The 21,570-nt window shown below is 68.2% G+C and carries 16 protein-coding genes; 1 reads left to right on the forward strand and 15 read right to left on the reverse strand.

What is annotated here, in order from left to right; all coding sequences use genetic code 11:
* Position 1: 1 nt before the first annotated feature.
* From IU448_RS22515 to IU448_RS22540, 6 genes are all read right to left on the reverse strand, one after another.
* Positions 2-820 (reverse strand): PhzF family phenazine biosynthesis protein, encoded by an 819-nt coding sequence (locus tag IU448_RS22515; RefSeq protein ID WP_195057662.1) that lies wholly within the window; start codon positions 818-820, stop codon positions 2-4.
* 293 nt (positions 821-1,113) lie between these two features.
* Positions 1,114-1,728 (reverse strand): GNAT family N-acetyltransferase, encoded by a 615-nt coding sequence (locus IU448_RS22520; protein ID WP_195057929.1) that lies wholly within the window; start codon positions 1,726-1,728, stop codon positions 1,114-1,116.
* A 170-nt stretch (positions 1,729-1,898) separates the two neighbouring features.
* A complete protein-coding gene (locus IU448_RS22525; RefSeq protein WP_195057663.1) occupies positions 1,899-4,325 on the reverse strand; it encodes an HAD-IC family P-type ATPase in 2,427 nt (808 codons plus the stop codon).
* A gap of 34 nt (positions 4,326-4,359) precedes the next feature.
* Positions 4,360-7,581, reverse strand: a complete 3,222-nt coding sequence (locus IU448_RS22530) for an arabinosyltransferase domain-containing protein (RefSeq protein WP_280456818.1) — start codon at positions 7,579-7,581, stop codon at positions 4,360-4,362.
* A gap of 231 nt (positions 7,582-7,812) precedes the next feature.
* A complete protein-coding gene (locus IU448_RS22535; RefSeq protein WP_195057664.1) occupies positions 7,813-8,319 on the reverse strand; it encodes a hypothetical protein in 507 nt (168 codons plus the stop codon).
* Between the two features lie 94 nt (positions 8,320-8,413).
* A complete protein-coding gene (locus tag IU448_RS22540; RefSeq protein WP_195057931.1) occupies positions 8,414-10,006 on the reverse strand; it encodes a DNA polymerase IV in 1,593 nt (530 codons plus the stop codon).
* A 374-nt stretch (positions 10,007-10,380) separates the two neighbouring features.
* Between IU448_RS22540 and IU448_RS22545 the strand changes: the two genes are divergently transcribed.
* On the forward strand, positions 10,381-11,256 hold the full coding sequence (locus IU448_RS22545; RefSeq protein ID WP_195057665.1) for a UTP--glucose-1-phosphate uridylyltransferase: 876 nt from the start codon (positions 10,381-10,383) through the stop codon (positions 11,254-11,256).
* A gap of 12 nt (positions 11,257-11,268) precedes the next feature.
* Here the strand turns inward: IU448_RS22545 and IU448_RS22550 are convergent, their stop codons facing one another.
* From IU448_RS22550 to pgeF, 9 genes are all read right to left on the reverse strand, one after another.
* Entirely contained in the window at positions 11,269-11,784 is a 516-nt protein-coding gene (locus tag IU448_RS22550; RefSeq protein ID WP_280456501.1) for a C40 family peptidase, read from the reverse strand.
* A 280-nt stretch (positions 11,785-12,064) separates the two neighbouring features.
* Positions 12,065-12,997: a hypothetical protein gene (locus tag IU448_RS22555; RefSeq protein ID WP_195057666.1), complete on the reverse strand. Its 933-nt coding sequence runs from the start codon at positions 12,995-12,997 to the stop codon at positions 12,065-12,067.
* A 390-nt stretch (positions 12,998-13,387) separates the two neighbouring features.
* Positions 13,388-16,546 carry an isoleucine--tRNA ligase gene (gene ileS, locus IU448_RS22560; protein ID WP_195057667.1) on the reverse strand — a complete coding sequence of 1,053 codons (3,159 nt, stop codon included), beginning with the start codon at positions 16,544-16,546 and terminating at the stop codon, positions 13,388-13,390.
* Positions 16,547-16,904: 358 nt separating this feature from the next.
* The gene (locus tag IU448_RS22565) at positions 16,905-17,102 is read right to left on the reverse strand and encodes a hypothetical protein (RefSeq protein ID WP_062978654.1); all 198 of its coding nucleotides are present in this window, start codon (positions 17,100-17,102) and stop codon (positions 16,905-16,907) included.
* 56 nt (positions 17,103-17,158) lie between these two features.
* Positions 17,159-18,004, reverse strand: a complete 846-nt coding sequence (locus IU448_RS22570) for a DivIVA domain-containing protein (protein ID WP_195057668.1) — start codon at positions 18,002-18,004, stop codon at positions 17,159-17,161.
* A gap of 63 nt (positions 18,005-18,067) precedes the next feature.
* A complete protein-coding gene (locus IU448_RS22575) occupies positions 18,068-18,370 on the reverse strand; it encodes a YggT family protein (RefSeq protein WP_068038887.1) in 303 nt (100 codons plus the stop codon).
* Positions 18,371-18,462: 92 nt separating this feature from the next.
* On the reverse strand, positions 18,463-19,239 hold the full coding sequence (locus IU448_RS22580) for a cell division protein SepF (RefSeq protein ID WP_195057669.1): 777 nt from the start codon (positions 19,237-19,239) through the stop codon (positions 18,463-18,465).
* A 349-nt stretch (positions 19,240-19,588) separates the two neighbouring features.
* Positions 19,589-20,461 carry a YggS family pyridoxal phosphate-dependent enzyme gene (locus IU448_RS22585; protein ID WP_228813928.1) on the reverse strand — a complete coding sequence of 291 codons (873 nt, stop codon included), beginning with the start codon at positions 20,459-20,461 and terminating at the stop codon, positions 19,589-19,591.
* 131 nt (positions 20,462-20,592) lie between these two features.
* Positions 20,593-21,321 (reverse strand): peptidoglycan editing factor PgeF, encoded by a 729-nt coding sequence (gene pgeF / locus IU448_RS22590; protein WP_195057670.1) that lies wholly within the window; start codon positions 21,319-21,321, stop codon positions 20,593-20,595.
* Between the last annotated feature and the right edge of the window lie 249 nt (positions 21,322-21,570).

The following is a 21,570-nucleotide window of genomic DNA, read 5'->3' on the forward strand; positions in this document are numbered from 1 at the left end:
TTCAGAAATCCAGGTTCACCACACCGTCGAGGTACCGGCGGCACCGGCCGCTCAGCAGCACCCGGTCACCGGCCAGCTCCACCCCCAGCGTGCCGCCCCGCCGGGACAGCTGCCGGGCCATCAGGTGCGGCCGCCCCAGTTCGGCGCTCCACAACGGCGCGAGCTGCGCATGCGCGGACCCGGTCACCGGATCTTCCGGTACGCCGACACCGGGTGCGAAGAACCGCGAAACGAAGTCCACCTCGTCACCCGGCGCGGTCACGATCACACCGCGCGCCAGCGGCGGGAACGCGCCGAGTGCCGGAGCCAGGTCCCGGACCTGCCGCTCGGACTCCACCACGAACACCACATCGGTTCCCGTGAACGCCCGTACCGGTTCGACCCCGAGCGCGGCCACCAGCGCCGGAGCGGGGTCGGCCGGCGAGGATGGCACGGCCGGCAGGTCCAAGATGTAGACATCGTCGTCGGTGCGGTCCACCCGCAACCAGCCGCTGTGCGTGAAGAAACCGACCCGGTCGACGCCGGGGGCGATATCGGTGAGGATCTGCGCTGCACTGGCCAGTGTCGCGTGCCCGCACATCGCGACCTCCGTCATCGGGGTGAACCAGCGCAGGTGATAGGCGGGCCCGTCCACGGGGGGCGCCCCGGCTTCCGGAGGCAGCCGGGAGGTGTAGAACGCGGTTTCGGCGAGGTTGTTCTCCTCGGCCAGCTGTTGCAGCACGCTATCGGGTAACCAATCCGGTAACGGCATGACCGCGGCCGGATTCCCGGAGAACGGTGCGTCGGCGAACGCGTCGATCTGGTGCAGCAGAACCTCCATGCCATGAAGGTACTCCAGCGGTGAATAAGCGCTCTGCACAAGCCATCTGGGCCTCTACGGATACCGCTCCCGCCCCGCTCAGGCGACGGATCGCCGGTCGGGTCGGGGTGTCGCGATCAATCCCGGCTCGCCACCGCGATTTCGGCGGCACCGCGCCCTCGATCGAACGAGGCGGCGCGGACTATGCCTCGCGGTTTTCCGCGCGCAACCCCTCCGGACCCGCGGCCGCCCCTGCCCACCGGCGAACTCCACGGGGCGGGCATACCGCGAATACCGGACGACGGTGATCCGGTTCAGATCCCGGCCCGCGGCGTGCGCCACATGGACCACAGATTCGGCCCGGCCGGGATCGTGATCGTGCCGGTCACCTCGAACCCGAACCGCTCATAGTAGCCGATGTTCACCTCTTTACTCGATTCGAGGTAGGCCGGTATGCCTTCGCGATCGCAATGCTCGAGCCGTCTGTTAATCAGGGCCCGCCCGTATCCGCCGCCGCGTTGCGCCGGGTCGGTGCCGATGGTCGCCAGGTACCAGTGCGGTTCCTCCGGATGGGCGGCGGTCATGAGGTCCACCAGTTGTTTTCCGGCACGCATCCGGCTGCCGAACGCCCGCACCATTTGCGGGAGCATCCGCAACTCGGTGCGCGGCGAGGTTTTCCAGCGACCGGGTGGATCCCACAGCGCGGCGCCGGCGATCGCCCCCGCGGAATCCACGGCGATATCCACCCCCGACGACGCGAAATGCTGGTGTCTGGTCTGGGCGTCGAACAGCCGCACCAGGCCCTTCGCCCGCCGTCGTGGATCGGGCAGCATCCATGCCATCACCGGATCGTCCTGGAAAGCGGCGGCCAGCGTGCGTGCCAGCGCCGCGATCTCGTCACGACGTGCCGCCCGGACATCGGGCTCCATCGGCATCTGCGGTGTCCTATCTCTCGTCGAAGTGTTGCCTGCGCCGTGCCGGCCGGGCACTCACGGCTCGGCGCGCAGCGGCGCCGGCCGCCGGCGCAGACCTGTGTGACAGTAGCCGGGCACGGTGACAGACATCGCTTCCGGCGCACGATGTATCCACCGGCGGCGATTCAGGATTCGCCCGGCGCCGCGGGAACCAGTTTGCGGGATTCACCGCGTAGCGTCGCGCTCACCCACCAGGCGATTTCGACCAGGACGATCCCGACGGCGCCGCAGCCGAAAGCGGCGGCGGTGAGGGCGATATTCGACGGATCGAGGGCGAAGAACTCGCGCGTGAACGGCACCGTGAACAGCAGCAGGTACGCGATCACCGAAACCGCCAGCAGCACGATCTTCCACCAGTTGTACGGCCGGGCCACGATCGCCAGCACCCAGACCGCGATCATGATCAGGGTGATGAGCGCGGTGGTACCGGCTTGCATCCGCTGTGCGTCGCCGGCCTCGGGCCCGGCGTAGGCGATCAGATAGGCGATGAAGGTCATCGTGCCGATCACCACCCCCGACGGGATCGCCAGCCGCATCACTCGGCCGACGAAACCGGACCGGGCGCGTTCGTTGTTCGGAGCCAGCGACAGGATGAAGGCGGGAATACCGATGGTGAACCAGGCCGCGATCGTGACGTGCCGCGGCAGGAACGGATAGCCGATCGGGTCGTAGCCGAAGATCTGCGAGCCCACTCCCGCCGCCCCCACCAGGAATGCCAGCAGGACCGAGTACACGGTTTTGGTGAGGAACAGATTCGAGACCCGCTCGATATTGCCGATCACCCGCCGGCCCTCGCCCACCACGTACGGGAGGGTGGCGAATTTGTTGTCCAGCAGGACGATCTGCGCGACCGCGCGGGTCGCCGGGCTGCCGGCTCCCATGGCGACACCGATATCGGCGTCCTTCAGCGCCAGCACATCGTTGACTCCGTCACCGGTCATCGCGACGGTGTGCCCGCGTGACTGCAGCGCGCCGACCATGGCGCGTTTCTGATCGGGCCGCACCCGGCCGAAGGTGGTCTGTTCCGCCAGTACCCCGGCCAGTTCGTCCCGGTCCTCGGGCAGGGTTCGCGCGTCGACGGCGTGCTCGCCGCCGGGCAGGTCGAGCGAGGAGGCGACGGCGCCGACCGAGACGGCGTTGTCCCCGGAGATGACCTTGATGGAAACGTCCTGGCTCGCGAAGTAGTCCAGCGTGTCGCGGGCATCGGGCCGGACCTTCTGCTCCAGCACCACCAGCGCCACGGGGGTTATCGTCCCCGGCGCATCGGGTGCGTCCACAGCCCGGTCCCCGCGGGCGAGCAGCAGCACTCGCAGACCGGTGGCACCCAGTTCTTCGGCGGCGCGGGCGTCGGCCGACCCTGCGTCCAGCAGCACATCGGGTGCGCCGAGCAGCCAGTCACCGTGTTCCCCGTAGGAGAAACCGCTCCATTTCTTCGCCGACGAGAACGGCGCCACCGAGGTGTATTTCCAGCCGGGGGTCTCCGCCAGCGCCTCCGCGATCGCCTGCACGCTGGCATTCGGCCGCGGATCGTCGGCCGCCATCGCCGCCAGCGCCTGCCGGGCGGCGGCTTCCGCGCCCGCGCTGTCGTCGAGCATACGAAGTTCGGCCAGGCGCATCCCGTTCTCTGTCAGTGTGCCGGTCTTGTCCGCGCACACCACGTCCACCCGCGCCAGGCCCTCGATCGCGGGCAGTTCCTGCACCAGGCATTTGCGCTGCCCCAGCCGCACCACGCCGACCGCGAACGCGATCGAGGTCATCAGCACCAGGCCCTCCGGCACCATCGGCACCAGCGCCGCCACCATCCCGGTGACCGCGGGCCGCCAGGACTCCCCACTGGATACCAGCTGGTTGTAGATGCTCAGCGCACCGGCCGGAATGAGCAGGTAGGTGATGACCTTCAGAATCGTGTCGATCCCGTTGCGCAGCTCCGAATTCACCAGCGTGAACTTGCTGGCCTCGTCGGCCAGTTTCGCCGCGTAGGCGTCCTTGCCGACCTTGGTGGCGCGGTAGGCGCCCGAACCGGACACCACGTAGCTGCCCGAGAGCACCTGTGCGCCCACTTCTTTGGACACATCGTCGGATTCGCCGGTGAGCAGCGATTCGTCGACCTCGAGCAGTTCGGCCTCGGCGATCACACCGTCGACCACGATCTGATCGCCGGGACCGAGTTCGATCAGATCGTCGAGCACCACATCCTTGGGCGCGATCTGCTCGGCGCGGCCGTCGCGGCGCACCGTGGGCCGGGCCTGCCCCACAATGGCCAGCCGGTCCAGCGTCCGCTTCGCCCGGACCTCCTGGATGATGCCGATCGCGCTGTTGGCCACGATCAGCAGCCCGAACATTGCGTCGATCACCGAACCGGTGGACATGACCAGGACGAACAGCACGCCCAGGATCGCGTTGATCCGGGTGAACACGTTCGCGCGCACGATATCGCGGACCGAACGGCCGGCCCGGTCCGGTACATCGTTGGTGTGACCGTCCCGGCGCCGTCGGTCCACTTCCGCGGCGGTGAGCCCGGACGACCCGACAGCCTCCACAGTTGTCGACATGACGGTCAGCGTAACCAGCGCGGCATGCGACGGCTCACCAGGCGACGTTGATCGGACCGGGTGTCCAGGTGCCCGGATGTTCCTCCTGGGTGACCTGCGGACGGGCGGGAACAGCGTCCGGATCCCGCGGCAGGAACTGCTGGAGCTGGCCCCAATCGCGGTCCCAGTCGTGGTTCAGGTACGTCGGCAGGGTGCGGGCGTGCAGTAGCAGTTCGGTCCAGCCGAGCGGTCCGCCGCCGTCGTGGTTCTGCCACAGGCTGGTGTCGTGGGCGCCGACCCGGTCCGGCAGGATGCGGTACTTCGGCACCTCGGCGATACCGATGCGGTGGTCGAACGGCCGCTGGCACGGGAACTGCAGGCCGACGGCCCAGTCGAGCAGCACCGGATCGGTGGAACCGACCACCGTGTTCAGATCCTGGGTCTGCGGCATCCGCGGCGGGGTGAACGCGAGCCACTGCCGTGGATCGCGGTCCCGGTCATGGGCGACGATACGCACGGTATCCGCATCGGCGTACGGCTCCAGCGGAACCCGCAGGTTACGCCAGGACGGCGCAGGACCGATATCGATCGGATTCACCCGCCGCAGCGCCACCGGCTCACCGGCGGAGGCGCCGGGGGCGGTGGTCGACCCGAATTCGAGTTCGAACGACTGGCCGTGCGTGACAACCCCGTCGGCATTGCGCGACCAAATCCGGCCGGCGGCGCTCACCGCCAGGATATCGGCGCGTTCGGCGACGGGCGGCAACCGGAACCAGCCGCTGGTCAGTTCCGCCGGACCGTCGGCCCGGAAACTGCCCAGTACCGGGGTGGCGGGGTCGAGCCCGAACGGCAGGGCGGGGCCTGCGGTTTCGGTCGCGACCCCGGTCGCACCGCTGCCATCCCCCACCGAATCGGCGATGGCGGCATCGGCGCCCTGTTCGGCGTCGGCGCTCAGATCCGCCGCCACACCGGTCGGGGTGAAACCGGTGCCGTTACCGGCCAGGGTGGTGGCCGGGTCACCGGTCAGCGGGGCGAGCATGCCGCGGTTCGGATCGGTTTCCACCAGGACGTGCGGGGCCAGCCCGCACGTATTCCCGGCGAACGCACCCAGATTCGAACTGGCCAGTGAGAACGCCGGATACTGGGCGACCGCCCCCTTGGCGAACGAGGCGACCTCGAACAGCAACATGAACGCCGCCGCCACCGTGAGCGGCGGTATCTTCGCGAAGCGCCAGCCCCAGCGCGAGATCCGGTGATGTCCGGTATCGGGTGCCCGCACATGCCACCACGCGGCCAGCACCAGCAGCACCAGCGCGCCCAGCAGGAAAACCTTGTTGAATGCGATCCCGGCGATCGAGGGCTGCTTGTCCCACCACGGAATACCGAAGGCCGAGACGTACCACCAGCCGTTGGGCCCGGAGAACACCAGCGCCATCAGGAACGCCACCCCGGCGGCGAACAATGCCCGGTTACGCGGCCCGCGCATGACCCGCGGCCCGACCGCCACCGCGGTGAGCACCGCGACCGCACCCGCCAGCCCGGCGAAAACCCCGAGGTGATGGGTCCATTTGGTCGGCGTCGTCATCATGAGCACCATGGCGCCGATGGTGACCCCGAGGATCCGGCGCGACGGTCCTACCGCGGCGGTCGGGATCCGGCCGCCCTTGTGCAGCAGCGTCAGCAGGCATACCGCCAGCCCGGCGACCATCACGAAGATGCCGAACCGGCGGGCCAGCGAACCGTCCACCGTGCCCATGAACAGGTATTGGTATCGCAGGTATTCGTCGAACCACAGCACGTTCGGCCCGGCCAGTTCGTGCACCCGGCGCATTTCCATCATGGCGCTGAAGGTCTGGTCCGCGAAGGCGACGACGAGCACCAGCACGCCCGCGGCCCCGAGCGGGAGCAACTGCGCGAACCAGCCGACCCGCCGCGCCCGCGCCATAATGATCTTGATCAGCGGGCGCAACCCGGCCAGTAGCGCGGCAAGACAGATGAGTCCGTGCGGACCGGCCGTACAGCTGAACGCCGCGATCAGAATGGCGACCGCGAACGGCAGCAGCCGCCGGGTCGCGATCCCACGCTCCACCGAACACCAGGTCAGCAGCACACCCAGCGCGACCATCGGTTCCGGGCGCAGACCGTTGTTGTACGGCAACCAGACCGCCAGGAAGACCAGCGCACCGGTCCACGGCACGAACCGGTTGCGGTGCAGCGCGGCCCCGAGCCGGGGCACCACCTCCCGGCTGATCACCAGCCAGGCCACGATCCCCGCCAGCAAGGTCGGCAACCGCACCCACGGGCTGGCGGTACTCACATCCGCCATCAGACCGATGAGGTCGTAATACGGGGTGCCGATCGGATTCTCCGGCACGCCGAAGTACCGGAAGTAGTTCGCCATATAGCCGGCGACCTGCGAGGTCCGGCCCATCCCGAACTGATAGCCGTCGTCGGAGGTGGTGGCGCCGATGAAATGCCAGAGCACCAATGTGCCGAGCACCACGAAATCCACCGGCCGGAAAGTCCACCAGCGGGCGGGCAGGAAACGGCGGGCACGGCGGCCGTCGAGGTTGTCCAGGCGATGCAGAGCCACCAGCGCGATCACGGTCGCCAGCACGGCCCCCCAGATCGCGAGGCGTTTCATCAGCGTCGGGGTGGAGCTGTACCGGCTGTCCACCTCCGCGGTGACGGTGGCGCCGGCCGGGTCGGCGAGATCGCTGAACACCCCCACCATCTGCGGCCGGTAATCCCCGCCCAGGACAACGGGTTCGTGTCCGGTGAGCGTGGCCACGGATTCGGTCATCCCCGCACCCACGGTGAGTTCGCATCCGGGCGCCAGTTCGGCCACCGGCACACTGAACAGCGACTGGTTGCGCAGCACCACATCGAGCACGGGTCCGGATTCGGGGGTGGGCGGCCGCACCTGCGCAAGGAACCCGTACCGCTCCAGATCGGGAGCGCCGTAGGGCGCGGTGGCGGTCAGCACCCCGCCGGCGGGCAACTGCTGGATCGCCGCGCAGGGCACGGTGGCCTCGAAACTCAGCGGCGCGTAGGCGACCAGCGGCGCCTCGATCGACTCGGCGGAACCGGCCTGCGGCCAGGACAGTGCCGCGGCGTCCACCCGTACCGGCAGAAACGGAACCGCCACCGCGAGCAACGCCCCGATCAGTGCCGACACCAGGGCCACCGGCCGTGCCCAGCCGCCCCGCATTCGGGGTCGCGGACTTTCGGAGATCTCTGCCGGCTCGGGCGCCGCCACCACCATCGTGTCAGCCACGGAGCGCCATCCTATCGGGCCCGATCACGGCGAGCTCACCCACAGATACCCGGGATACGAGCGACGCCTGCGCGGCGCACCGGCGCGGGGCCGGGACCAGCGCATCCGCAGACGGGAGCCCACCGGGATAGACCGCCCACCCGGGTCCCTACGGGGCGGCGCGGAGACCCACAGAAAACGAATCGGCCGGTCCGCACTGTGCGGACCGGCCGATTCGGCACCCTACTTGTCTCAGGCCGCGCAGGCCGGCGACTGGATCTGCGCGTTCGCGAGCATCGTGCAGGTCCACTGCTGCTGGACCTTCCACACCCCGTCCTCGGCCACGAACGGAACATCCGCCACACTGGTCTGGCCGTTCAGGGTGAGATTGGCCTTCGCCTGGATCTCGGTCCCGAAATCCTGCACCTCGGTGACCTCGATCGTGGCACCCGACTGGGCGTAGAACTGGCTCAGCTTCGACGGCAGCTCCGGGTCCGCCTCGGCGCCCTGCACCATCTCCAGCTTTTCCTCGTTCGGAACGTTCGGATCGAGTGCGCGCTGGAGCTGGGTGTTCAGGTCGGCCGGGGTCGGGACGGGCGGCGTATCGGCCTCCGCCTCGGTGGTCTCGGCCGCGGCCGTGGTGCTCGTCGCCGCGGCGGTGTCCGAGTCGGAATCATCGCTACCACACGCCGTCATGGTCAGCGCGGCCGCGGCGGCCAGGCCGGCGATCGCGATACGTCCGGTTTTGCGAAGCTTCAACTGCTCGTCCTTTGCGTTCGGGGTTCGGTGTCGTGCGCTGCGGCAGCCCCACCGGACCGGCGACGCTGCCCGGCACCAACCTACCCGGCGGGGTTCAGGACAGGCTGCCGAGCGGGTCCGCAGGGCGCAACTCGGTGTTGTCGGCAGCGAAAGTACGCGCGATCCCCGGTCCTGTCGAGCGGGACTCGAATCGCACGGTCACCCGCCCGTGCCCCGATCCCTGCACCCAGCCGAAGCCGAACCCGGGATGCACGACATCCGATCCGGCCGGCCAATTCACGACGTCACCAGCGGTTACTCCCGAATCCCGCGCCGCGCCGAGGGTTTCGGCGGCCTCGGCGCGCGGCCCGGCGGCAGGCCCGGCCGCGGCAGCGGACGAAGAACCGCCCACAGTAGATCTCACGGAATCCACAGAGCTCTCTTGCTCCGGTGCCACGAATTCGGGCGCGATCACCGGCCGGCGCTCACCGGCCGGACCGGAATCGCGCTCTGCCGGGCCCGCAACCGATGGCGCCGCCGGGAAGTCGGGGCCGGCCGGTCCACTCGTGTCCGCGTCCGGTGCTCCCGTCGCGAGATCACGCGCCGCCGCTGTCGTTTCACCGTGGCCTGCGACATCCGTGCCGGGGTCCGCGGGATCCGCGCCCATCCGATCCAATTCGGGAAACAACGATTCCTGCCGGATCGCAGACAATCCCGCGTACCCCACTCCCACCAGCCGCACCGGTCCCAGTTCCCGCGGGTCCAGCGCCGCGCGCTGGGCCGCGGCGGTGAGCGTGGCAAGGTCTTCGGTCGCATAGGGCAGGGTGCTGGAACGCGTGGTGATACTCATATCGGCGCGTTTGAGTTTCAGCACCACGGTGCGCGCGGCCCGCCCGTCGCGCACCAGCCGCCGGTGCGCGGCCGCGGCCATCTCGGCGATCGCCGGCCGCAACCGTTCCAGCGTGACGATATCGGTCTCGTATGTGGTTTCGGCACTGATCTGTTTCGCCTCGGCGCGCTCGGCGACCGGCCGGTCATCGATACCGCGGGCCAGCCGGTGCAGCGCGGCGCCGATACTTCCGCCCAGGATCGATACGGCCTCCACTTCGGGCAGGGCCGCGAACGCCCCGACCGTTTCGATCCCCAGTGCCCGCAACCGGCTCTCCGCCACCGGCCCGATCCCCCATAGTTTGCGCACCGGCAACCCGGCCAGCAACTCCTGCTGCTCACCGGGAGCGATCACCCTGATCCCGTCCGGTTTGGCCATTCCCGACGCGATCTTGGCGAGCTGTTTGCCCGTCCCCGCGCCCACCGAAGCCACCAGCCCGGTGCTTTCCCGTACCGCCGCCCGTAACTCCGCGCAGAAATCCATCACCGTGGACACCCGCGCCCCGGCCAGTTCCACCGGTTCACCGAACGCCTCGTCGAACGACAGGGTTTCGAGCACCGGGATCCGCTCCCGCAAGGTATCGAACACCCGTCCGCTCAGCACGCCGTACAACGCTCCGCGCGGCGGCACCACCACCGCCGTCACCCCCACCAACCGCCGTGCCTGATGCATGGGCATGGCCGACCGCGCCCCGAACACCCGCGCCTCATAACTGGCCCCCGCCACCACTCCGCGCGCCCCGGTCCCGCCGACGAGCACCGGCCGGCCCCGCAATGTAGGCCGGGTGAGCTGCTCACAGGAGGCAAAGAACGCGTCCATATCGATATGCAGCACCCAGCGCCGCGCTGTTTCCCCGGCGAACGCCTGCGGAGCTGCTCCGGCCCCGGGTTCGGAGCGGGCCTCACTCACCACCGGAGAGTCCGCCACACCTGGTTCCACCTCACTCACACCACTGGTCACGACCCTGTCGGCTCATACCGCGCAATCTACGCGCGCGCACCGACAGGCAGCCGGATCCCGGTCCCGCGGGGCCGTGCCGAGCCGCAGCGGCGACCGCTCCGCCGGTCCCCGCCGATTCGGACCGCATAATCGACAGCGCGTTCGGCGAGGTCAGGCGGGACATCCCCGAGCGGAGACGCGCGAGCTCGGGGCCGGAACCCCCGCGCGACCCGGGCGCGCCATAAACTCGGCCCATGATGATCCGCAAGGCTGTCATTCCCGCCGCCGGTATCGGCTCCCGGCTGCTGCCGCTGACGAAGGCGATCCCCAAGGAGATGCTGCCGGTCGGCGACAAGCCGGTGATCGAGCATACGGTGCGCGAGCTGGTGGCTTCCGGTATCACCGATATCACCATCGTGGTCAGTGGCGGAAAATCGTTGATTCAGGACCATTTCCGGCCGAACCCGGCGCTGGTCGCCCAGTTGCGCGCCGATGGTAAGACCGCCTACGCCGACGCGGTGGAGGAGGTCGGTGAACTGTCACGGCTCGGGCATATCACCTACCTGGACCAGCACGGCCCGTACGGCAACGGCACTCCCGTGCTGAATGCGGCCCGCGCCGCCGGAGACGAGCCGATGCTGGTGCTGTGGCCCGACGATGTGTTCGTGGCCGAGGTTCCGCGTGCCCAGCAGCTCATCCGCGCCTACGAGGCCACGGGCTGTCCGGTGCTGGCGTTGATGCCGATGAACCCGAACGAATCCCAGCGCTACGGCGTCCCGGTGGTGCGGGAGGATCTGGACGACGGGTTGCTGCGCATTTCCGGTCTGGTGGAGAAGCCCAAACCTGCCGATGCGCCCTCGGCCTACGCGGCGATCGGCGGCTACGTCGTCACGCCCGGCATCATCGACGAACTGCGCGCCCAGACCGAGAACTGGTACACCCATCGCACGGGTGAGGTGTACCTGACCGATTCGATCAACGCCTACGCCGCCGACCACGCCGTATACGGGCAGGTCATCCAGGGCCGCTGGTACGACACCGGCAACCCGGGCGACTACCTCGTCGCGCAGTTCGCCTCCGCGCTGGCCCATCCCGATTACGGTCCGCTGCTGCGGCGTCAGGTGGAGTGAGCGGAGCCGGCCTCAGAATCGCCGGATGCTGTGCACATAGAAGTGTTCGAGCGGCGTGAGCCCGACCGGAACACCGGCGCCGTAGGCGTTGAGAACTTGCCCGGATCCGGCGTAGATGCCGACATGGGACGCATCGCGGTTGATGATCACCACGTCACCGGGAGCCAGCGCGTACGGGGGTACGGCCGCACCGACCTCCGCCTGTTCCCAGGTGGTGCGCGGCAACAGCACTCCGACCTGGCGGAATGCCCACTGCACCAGGGCTGAGCAGTCCCAGGTGTCCGGTCCGGTGGCGCCCCATTCGTACATCTTCCCGGTTTGTGTGGTGGCGGCGGCGAGGGCGCCGAGGCCGGTGAGGGTCGATACCGGGAGTCCGGCCGATCCGCTGGCGCTGAGCGAACTGGATCCGGAGGCCGACCCGCTGGCGCTGCCGGAGGGCTGTGCCCACCCCGGTGCGGCCGCGATCGCGGTGACGGCCGTGGTGAGGAGTAAACCGGCGATACCTCGCCGCAGTGCAATTCCGATCACGTGCCCACCCTTCTGCCGGTCGATGCGCGAGACACCGTGCGGCGCCCCGGTTTACGCGCGGCATCCGCCGAGCAGGTGGCTACCGCGGACCATTGGAGCTACATCGGAGCGAACTCGCGCCGAGGTGACTCCACTCAGGTAGAACCGAACGAAATGATCACCGTTTCCGCTGTTCCCAAGAGGACGGTCGCAGCGGCATCGCGATGATTGTGCCCGGCAGAAGGGCGTTCACCAAGCAACCTGGCAAACATCTAGCATGTGATCTAAATCACAAAAATGTTTATTGCGTTTGCGTCAGGATGTCGTTCAAGGTCTTCAGGACCGCGTCCTTGGTGGCCGACGGCGACTCCACGTAGACACCCACCTGCCAGACCGGTTCACCGCCCGGTTCGGCGGCGAAGTAGCGGCTGAGATCGATGGTGTACTTGCCCTTGTCGTTCGTGGGCGTTTCCACGTACGAGGTGCTGGGGTCGAACTGCTCGGCCGCACCTTCGTTGTCGAACCAATCCGCATCGAACCGGGTCCGGGTGGCCGCATCACAGGTAGTTGGGCATTTACGCAGGATCAGGTTCACGCGCTGACCGGCCGAGGAATCCCCCTCATCGATACATCCCCACGCCTGGGCATCCGGGATCGTATCGATCGAACCCTTCATACAGCCCCAGGATCCCGGCGTCCGGAACGCGAACGGCCAATCCTTGAAAGCCATGGTGTAGGTGTCTTCGCCGTCCGCGAAGGTGGGGCCGAACAGCACCACCGGCGACAGCCCCTCCTTCCACGCCGGTGTGCCCGCGGCCGGCGGGGCCGCGCTCGTGGTGGTGGTCGATGTGGCCGTAGTCGTTGTCGCACGGGTCGTTTCCGTGGTGGTGCTCGTCCCCGCCGCGGTGTTCTCCTCCGATCCCCCCGACCGTAGGATCACCAACCCGGCCACACCGGCCAGCACCAGTACCACCACCACGGCCAGCACCGCGATGAGCGTGGCGTTGTTGTTCCGCGGCGGGCCTCCCTGCCCACCGGAGCCCAGCGGCGGTACCTCCCAAGCGCCCGACTGCGGAACAGCTTGCGGGACCTGCCCTGCGGTCTGTCCCCACTGCACCCCGGGCTGGCCGCCCTGCGCCTGATAACCCTGTTGCCACTGCCCCGACGGGGAGTCCCTCTTCTGTTGCCCTTCGGGCGCGTGCTGCCACCACTCGTCGGGATTGTCCGAAGTCATAGGTGCATACCCTAGTGCGCCACCCGATCCCGGTCATGGCCACAACCTCGCGGGCACCCGCACCCTCCGGGGACAATCACGCGAAGCGCCGGAGCACCGTCGCCGGCCATGCGTACAAGCCCGGGCACAGCCGGTTCCGGTAGACGGGCGCAGGGCGTCCGGTGCCCCGGAACACGGTCCTCACCGACGCTTCGGCTTCTCCTCGCCGTAAGGTGAACCACCGCACGTAGCGCAGGGCTTCGGTATCGGCGGGGTGCACGCGGTACGGGTTGGCGGCGTAAAGGCTGGTCACCGGGCCCCCGGACTCTCTCATTCGAGGAACACAGGTGGATCGGCGGTGTGCCGTGGTGTACTCGCACACCGCCGATCACCGGAAGGGCCCGGCCCCGTCTACCGGCTCGCCTTCGCAATCCGGGCCCGCGACCCGCCCGTCAGTTCGGCGCCGTCCGACCCGACCGGACCGAATTCCAGTTCCACCGCGAGGATCTCACCGGCGATGAGATCCCGGTGCGTCCGCGCCCACTGCTGCCGGTCGGCCGGTACTTCGAGTGTCGCAGTGATCCGGTCGGAGACGTCCAGGCCCAACGATTTCCGGGTTTCCTGCAGGTCGCGAATGATATCGCGAGCCCAGCCCTCCGCCTCCAGTTCCTCGGTGACCACCGAATCGAGCACCACCAGCCCGGCATTGCCCGGTAGCGCCGCGGTGGAATCCGGTTCGGCGGCCACCAGGCGCTGCGTGTATTCCTCGGGCAGCAACTCGATTCCGGCCGCGGTGACCACACCGTCGGCGCTCTCCGACCACTCCCCGGCCTTGACCGCCTTGATCACCCGCTGGACATCGCGACCCAGCCGCGGCCCCGCCGCCCGCGCGTTGACCGCCAGCTCGAACCGGCCGTGCGCGGCGACGTCGGTGGTCAGATCCACCTTTCGGACGTTCACCTCGTCGGCGATGATATCGGCGTAGGGCGCCAGCCGATCCGCGTCCGCGGCGGCAATGGTCACCTCCGCCAGCGGCAGCCGGACCCGCAGCTGCTGCGCCTTGCGCAGGCTCAGCACAGTCGAGCACACGGTGCGCGCTTCATCCATCGCCGCGACCAGTTCCGGGTCGGCGGGCAGCGTATCGGCGGCCGGCCAGTCGGCCAGATGCACCGACCGCCCGCCCGTGAGACCGCGCCAGATCACCTCGGTCACCAGTGGCAGCAGCGGCGCCGCCAACCTGCTCGCGACCTCCAGCACCGTATGCAGAGTATCGACCGCGTCCCGGTCCTCGGCCCAGAAGCGCGAACGCGACCGGCGCACATACCAGTTGGTGAGCGCATCGGCGAAGGTGCGCAGCTCCTCACAGGCCCCGGCGATATCGAACTCCGTCAGCGCCGCGGTCATCACGTCGCGGGTCTGCGCCAGCTTCGCCAGGATGTAGCGATCCAGCACATTCGCCGAATCCGTCCGCCAGGTACCGGCTTCGGATGCGTACAGCTGCAGGAACGTCCACGCGTTCCACAGGGGCCGCAGCGCATGACTCGCGCCCTCCCGGATACCGCGTTCGGTCACGATGAGGTTGCCGCCCCGCAAGACCGGCGAACTCATCAGGAACCAGCGCATGGCGTCGGAGCCGTCGCGCTCGAACACCTCGTTGACATCCGGGTAGTTGCCCTTGGACTTGCTCATCTTCAGGCCGTCGTCGCCCAGCACGATGCCGTGCGCGACCACGTTCGAGAACGCGGGGCTGTCGAACAGCGCGGTGGCCAGTACGTGCAGGGTGTAGAACCAGCCGCGGGTCTGCCCGTTGTACTCGACGATGAAATCGCCCGGGAAATGCGAGTCGAACCAGTCTTTGTTCTCGAACGGGTAGTGCACCTGGGCGAAGGGCATGGAACCCGATTCGAACCAGCAGTCCAGCACCTCCGGCACCCGGCGCATGGTGGAGCGCCCGGTCGGATCGTCGGGGTTGGGCCGGGTCAGCTCGTCGATCATCGGCCGGTGCAGATCGGTGGGCCGCACCCCGAAATCGCGTTCCAGTTCGTCGAGCGAACCGTAGACGTCGATCCGGGGGTAGGCGGGATCGTCGGAGGTCCACACCGGGATCGGGCTGCCCCAGTAGCGGTTGCGGCTGATGTTCCAGTCTCGCGCCCCCTCGAGCCATTTGCCGAACTGACCGTCGCGGATATGCTCCGGCACCCAGTTCACTCGTTTGTTCAGTTCCACCATCCGATCGCGGAACTCGGTCACCGCGACGAACCAGGACGGCACCGCCATATAGATCAGCGGCTGCCCCGACCGCCAGCTGTGCGGATACGAGTGCTCGATGGTCTCGTGCCGCAGTAGTTTCCCGGCGGCCTTGAGGTCCTTGATTATCACCGGGTTGGCGTCGAAGACCATCATCCCCTCGTACGGAGGCACCATCGAGGTGAACTTCCCGCCTGGGTCGAGCGGCTGCACCAGTTCGATCCCGTTGGCGCGGCACACCTCCATATCCTCCTCACCGAACGCGGGCGCCAGATGCACCAGGCCGGTACCGGAGTCGGTGGCGACATAGTCGGCCGACAGCACGCGATGCGCCCGGGGATGGCCGGCGAAGAAATCGAACGGCGGCCGGTACTCGAGGCCCACCAGCGCCGCGCCGTCGTACTCACCGAGCACCGCCGGTTCCTCGCCGAGTTCGCGGGCGTAGTGGCCGAGGCGTTCGGCGGCGAGCAGATATCGCTTACCGTCGACGCCGCGCACTTGCACGTAGCGCACATCCGGATGCACCGCGATCGCCAGGTTCGACGGCAGGGTCCAGGGGGTGGTGGTCCAGATCAGCGCCGCCACACCGTCGAGGTCGGCGAGTGGATGCTCGGCCGGTACCCGCAGCACCATATCGACGGTGACCGCCGGGTCCTGGCGCATCTTGTAGGCGTCGTCGAGCCGGGTCTCCTGATTGGACAGCGGCGTCTGCTCGTACCAGCTGTAGGGCAGCACCCGAAACCCCTGGTAGATGAGGCCCTTCTCGTACAGCGATTTGAACGCCCACATCACCGACTCCATGAAGTCGAGATCGAGGGTCTTGTAATCGTTGTCGAAGTCCACCCAGCGCGCCTGGCGGGTCACATAGTCGCGCCATTCCCCGGTATAGCGCAGGACCGAACTCTTGCACGCCGCATTGAATTCCGCGAGGCCCATCGAGTCGATCTGTGATTTGTCCGTGATACCGAGTTGCTTCTCCGCTTCTATTTCCGCGGGCAGCCCGTGACAGTCCCAGCCGAAGCGCCGTTCGACCCGTTTCCCGAGCATGGTCTGAAAACGTGGGATGACATCTTTGACGTATCCGGTCAGCAAATGACCGTAATGCGGCAGACCGTTGGCAAACGGCGGGCCGTCGTAGAAGACGAACTCGCCGGCGCCGGCCGCATCCGGCGCGACGGCACGGTTGTCGATGCTGGCGCGGAAGGTTCCGTCGGCGGCCCATACGTCCAGGACGGCCCGTTCCAACTCGGGGAAGGTCACGCCCGATCCACCGCCGAGATCGACGCGCGGATATGCGCTGCTGCTGGAATTCTCGTCCGCCATCGCGGATTCACATCTCCTCGTGCCCGGCGCCGCAGCGCTCCAATGTCGGCACGGGGACGACGACCGGCGCAATCGGTGCTCCGGTACCGCGGTACCACCCCGCTTGTCCGCCGGCCCGGCAGGCCGGGCGGACCACTCGTTACCAGCTGTAACGGGCTGACCCCGTTCGGTTCTACTGAGCGTGTACGACAGCGCACCCTATCCGCCGCACTGCGCCGTTCTTCCGAAGGCTCCCCGGTGATGGCCGGATCGTCGCCTGTCAGGTTTGATTCTAGCCGTGGCGGTCAACCACTAATACAGCCCGCCCCGCCGCACACCACGGAAGGACAGTTCGGTTCTCGCTCGTAGCAAGTCCTCGTCAGTGTTTCGCGTGCTGGTCCCGCGGCGGCAACTCCTCCTCGGGCGCGCGCATCGACAGCGCGCTCACCAGCAACACCACAGCACCGAGACCGCACACCACGATGCAGCCCCAGGCCCAGACCACCGAGCCGGTGGTCAGTGACAGGATCAGTAGAACCAGCCCGATCGCGGCGAGCGCCAGTGTCAAGACAAGCATGATGACCCCCAGGACAGCAAGCCGGGTGCCCGTTCGCGCCCAGCGGTATCGAGCGCTTACTCGCCCTGGCCGAACGATGCGGGAGCGAGCTGGTTGGCCCCGGTATCGAAGGTGTCACCCTCGTCCACCGGTACGGCCGACCCGCGGTTCTCCAGCTCCTCGAGCTGCGATTCCAGATACGATTTCAACCGCACCCGATACTCGCGTTCGAAGGTTTTCAGGGTCTGGATCCGGCTCTCGAGAACATTGCGCTGCTGGGTGATGGTGCCCATGATCTCGGTGTGCTTACGCTCGGCATCGGCCTGCAGCGCATCGGCCTTCTCCTTGGCCTGCCGCAGCTGGCTGTCGGACCGGGTCTGCGCATCGGAGAGCATGGCATCGGATTTGTGCCGGGCGTCGGCGATCATCTCTTCCGACCGGGCCCGCGCATCGTTGACCAGCCGCTCGGAATTGGTGCGCGCATTGGCCAGCAAATTCTCGGCTTCGCTCTTCGCGTCACTGGTGAGCCGGTCGGCCATTTCCTGCGCCAGGCTCAGCACCTTCGCGGCCTGCATATTCGCGTCGGCACCGGCATCCGCCGCGGCGGGCGCTGCCGGAACCACCGGTATGGGAACCGACGGCGGTGCCTGGACCGGCGGTTTCACCGGTTCCGGCGGCGGTGCCTGCTGCACCGGTTTACCGAGCCCGGCACCGGCCGGACCACGGCTGCTCTTGGCATCGGCCAGCTCCGCATCGAGTTCGGCAACCCGCTGGCGAAGATCTGCGTTCTCCTCGATCAGCCGGGAAAGTTCCTGCTCGACCAGATCCAGGAAGGCATCGACCTCGTCCTCGTTGTAGCCGCGTTTCCCGATAGGCGGTTTGCTGAACGCGACGTTGTGCACATCGGCTGGGGTCAGCGGCATGGAAGGATCCCTTCGCGCGTTGTCAGATCTAGCGGCTCTGGCAAGTCTTCTCGGACCATTCTGTCACACCGGAGCTACCGACCCGCCGAGGCCGCTGACGACGGACATCAGGATGAACACCAGGAACAGCAGGACCATAATCGACAAATCCAGTCGAATTCCGCCCAGCGAGACCGGTGGTATCAGCCGTCGCAGCAGCTTCACGGGGGGATCGGTGATCGTGAAGATCACCTCGAGTATCACGACGATCACCCCGGTGGGACGCCAGTCGCGGGCGAAACTACGGATGAACTCGACGATCACCCGGCTGATCAGCAACAGCCAGAAGATGAACAGTACGAAGTACAGCACCGCGAACAAGGCCACGGTCTCACTCTGCCGCAAAATCGGCGCGGTGCAAAATGCCCGCGCCGACTTCGTTCCCGCCCGGGTCGCGCCCGCCGCGGGCGCGACAGCCGCTATTTCTGGTTGTAGAAACCGGTTTCGGCAATCCGGCGGCGTTCCTCGGCCGATACGTCGACATCGGCCGGAGAGAGCAGGAACACCTTGGTGGCCACCTTGTCGAACGAACCACGCAGGGCGAACGCCAGCCCGGCGGCGAAATCGACCAGGCGTTTGGCGTCGGCGTTGCTGAGATCGACCAGATCCATGATCACCGGGTTGCCCTCCCGGAACCGTTCGCCGATGATCGCCGCCTCGCTGTAGTCACGCGGGCGCAGCGTGGTGATCTTGGACAAGGGACCTCCGTCCTCGAAGATCGCGGGACGGCGGGCGGCGGCCGGTTCGGGACGAACCCGTTCGGCCAGCCGTCGCTCCTCGGCGTCGGGATCGACTGCCAGCGCCCCCCTGGTCGCGCCGCGCAGGGAGGCGCCGCCGCCCGGACGATACCGGCCGGAGGCGGCGGCGTCGATCCGGGTGGGGCGGCGCGGGCCCTCGTAGTCGTCGGCGTAGGCGTCGCCCGGGTAGTCGTCCCGCCGCGGCGACGGATAGCTGGGCTGGTACGAGGACTTGTACGGAGCCTCGCGGTAGTCGGGACCGTCGTAGCGGTCCTCGGCGTACCGGTCGTAATCCGGACGGTCGTCGTAGTCGCGGGGAGCGCGGTCGGAGTAGTCACGCGGCCGGCGTCCGCCACGATCCTCGACCCCGCGGGGGGTGTGGTCGTCGACGTAGTCGTCCTCGTAATCCTCGAGCGGAACCATGCCGAAGTACGCCTTGAACTTGTGCAGTGTGCTCATGACTGCGCCTCGCTGCCGCTCGGCTCCGTCACGAGCACACTCGTGGCTGCGCCCATAACTCGCTCGCTGCGCTCACTCGGTGACTGCGCCTCGCTGCCGCTCGGCTCCGTCACGAGCACACTCGTGGCTGCGCCCATAACTCGCTCGCTGCGCTCACTCGGTGACTGCGCCTCGCTGCCGCTCGGCTCCGTCACGAGCACACTCGTGGCTGCGTCGTTTATACGCTCGCTGCGCTCGCTCATTCTGGTCGACCTTCCTTCGGCCCCGGTGGCGGCCGGGTGTTGAAGTCTTGCTCAGCCCTCGTCGTGTCCCAGCATATGTGTCGAATGTGACTGATGAGGTTTGTTTGCTACGCCGAGGTTATCGGTCGCTCGCCCATGAGGGCGGTACCGACACGCACACAGGTCGATCCATGGGCAATAGCTCTTTCAAGATCATTGGACATTCCGGCGGACAGTTCCGTGGCCTCGGGATGCACGGCCCGCAACCGGGTATGGACCTCGGCCAGTCGCGCGAATTCCGCGTCCGGGTCCGTGGCCAGCGGCGGAATTGCCATGATTCCGGCCAGCCGCAGTTCCGCGGATGCCGCGATCCGGTCCGCCAGCGCCGCAACACCGGCCGGCGCCACGCCGCCGCGAGCAGGATCGGAGTCAAGGCTCACCTGGATCAACACCTCCAAAGGCCCCTGCCGCTCACCGGCGTCCAGCGCCGCGGCGACGGCCGTTTCCAATGCGGTCGCCAGACGTTCGCTGTCCACCGAATGGACGGCCTGGGCCCAACGCGCCACCTGCCGCGCCTTGTTCCGCTGCAACCGGCCGATCAGATGCCAGCGCAGGGGCTGCAGATCGCGTAGTTCGTCCGCTTTGGCACCGGCCTCCTGGGGCCGGTTTTCGCCGAAGTCGTGGCGGCCCAGACGATGCAGCACGGCGATATCCGAGGCCGGAAAATATTTTGTCACCGGCAGCAGGCGTACCTCGCCGGAATCGCGGCCCGCAGCCGCACACGCAGCATCGATGCGGGCAAGCAGACCGGTGAGCCGGCGAGCCAGCACATCGGCGCGGGATGCGCTTCCCGATTCCGTCCGGCCGCTGTCCGGGACAGCACGGCCGGTGACCGCCCCGGCCCCGGTCGTCTCCGCCGGTCCGCTACGGGGCATACCACCCGCCGAATCCGCCGGGAACCCGATACGGTCGCGCTGCCCCGCACGCCCCATGCCGTTCATCGACTGTCACCGCGTATCGCTGTGATCATGAATCTCCTTCTCCGCACTCGGCTACCGGCCTTGCGGTCCCCGGCGTCGCGACCCGTGCGGTACCGGGTGCCCGCCGATTCACATCCCGGGCGTCAGAGCGCTCAGGTCGCGGGCTCCATCCAGATAACGCTGCCCAGGCGGCCCGTGGGTGCGCCGCGGCGATGGCTGAACAAGGTGGTGTCCTCGATGGTGCAGCGCGGATCCTCGGCGATGGCGCCGACGCCGGCCGCGGTGAGCTGACGCCGGATCCCGGCGCGCAGATCCAGTCCGGGCGTACCCCGTACCGTTGTTGTGGCACTGCCGGGCAGGTGCGCCTCGACATCGGCACGCATCTCGGCGGGCACCTCGTACCGGCGGCCGCTCGCCGCGGGCCCCAGCAACGCCCCGATCCGCTCGGGCCGCGCCCCGGCGGCGGTCATCGCCTCCAGTACGCGTGGCACGATCCCGATCCGCGCCCCGACCCGGCCCGCGTGGACCGCCGCGATCACCCCGGCTTCGTCGTCGGAGAGCAGGATCGGTACACAATCGGCGGTCAGCACCACCAGGGCCAGCCCGGGCCGCGTGGTGACCAGTGCGTCGGTGCCCGGTACCGGTTCGGTGCGCGGACCGTCGACCGTAGCCACGGTGCGCCCGTGGATCTGGTCCATCCAGATCAGGTGATCGGCCGGCAGGTCCAGGGAGGCGGCCAGGCGGGCGCGGTTGCGCCGCACCGCTTCCGGATCGTCACCGACATGGTCGCCGAGGTTGAACGAATCGTAGGGCGGCGCGGAGAAACCCCCCGCGCGCGTGGTCACTACCCGTCGAACGGTGAGTACCGGTGGCGCAGTCATGATGTCGAGCCTAGTAGGCGCAGCGGGGGTTCCCGTTCACCGACAGCGCACCGGCACGGAACGTGACGGGGGTACCACGGGCCCGTCGGCGAGTGCCCGGACCCGAAGAGACCGACAGGGCTCCGGGGCACGCCCGGAATTATCACCCCGGCGGCCGAGAACCGGCATCCGGGAGATGTGACCGGACGTTACCGATGCGCCGCGGGCGCCCGGCGGCATTCCGGCGCCGCGATCGGTCACTTCGCCCGC

Source organism: Nocardia flavorosea (assembly GCF_015477805.1).
GTDB lineage: Bacteria > Actinomycetota > Actinomycetes > Mycobacteriales > Mycobacteriaceae > Nocardia > Nocardia flavorosea_A.

Coding starts and splice junctions, on each gene's coding strand:
- IU448_RS22515 (WP_195057662.1), bottom strand. CDS start 820: ATGGAGGTTCTGCTGCACCAGATCGACGCGTTCGCCGACGCACCGTTC.
- IU448_RS22540 (WP_195057931.1), bottom strand. CDS start 10,006: ATGGACGCGTTCTTTGCCTCCTGTGAGCAGCTCACCCGGCCTACATTG.
- IU448_RS22580 (WP_195057669.1), bottom strand. CDS start 19,239: ATGAGCACACTGCACAAGTTCAAGGCGTACTTCGGCATGGTTCCGCTC.
- IU448_RS22585 (WP_228813928.1), bottom strand. CDS start 20,461: ATGAACGGCATGGGGCGTGCGGGGCAGCGCGACCGTATCGGGTTCCCG.
- IU448_RS22520 (WP_195057929.1), bottom strand. CDS start 1,728: ATGGAGCCCGATGTCCGGGCGGCACGTCGTGACGAGATCGCGGCGCTG.
- IU448_RS22545 (WP_195057665.1), top strand. CDS start 10,381: ATGATGATCCGCAAGGCTGTCATTCCCGCCGCCGGTATCGGCTCCCGG.
- ileS (WP_195057667.1), bottom strand. CDS start 16,546: ATGGCGGACGAGAATTCCAGCAGCAGCGCATATCCGCGCGTCGATCTC.
- IU448_RS22570 (WP_195057668.1), bottom strand. CDS start 18,004: ATGCCGCTGACCCCAGCCGATGTGCACAACGTCGCGTTCAGCAAACCG.
- pgeF (WP_195057670.1), bottom strand. CDS start 21,321: ATGACTGCGCCACCGGTACTCACCGTTCGACGGGTAGTGACCACGCGC.
- IU448_RS22555 (WP_195057666.1), bottom strand. CDS start 12,997: ATGACTTCGGACAATCCCGACGAGTGGTGGCAGCACGCGCCCGAAGGG.
- IU448_RS22525 (WP_195057663.1), bottom strand. CDS start 4,325: ATGTCGACAACTGTGGAGGCTGTCGGGTCGTCCGGGCTCACCGCCGCG.
- IU448_RS22565 (WP_062978654.1), bottom strand. CDS start 17,102: ATGCTTGTCTTGACACTGGCGCTCGCCGCGATCGGGCTGGTTCTACTG.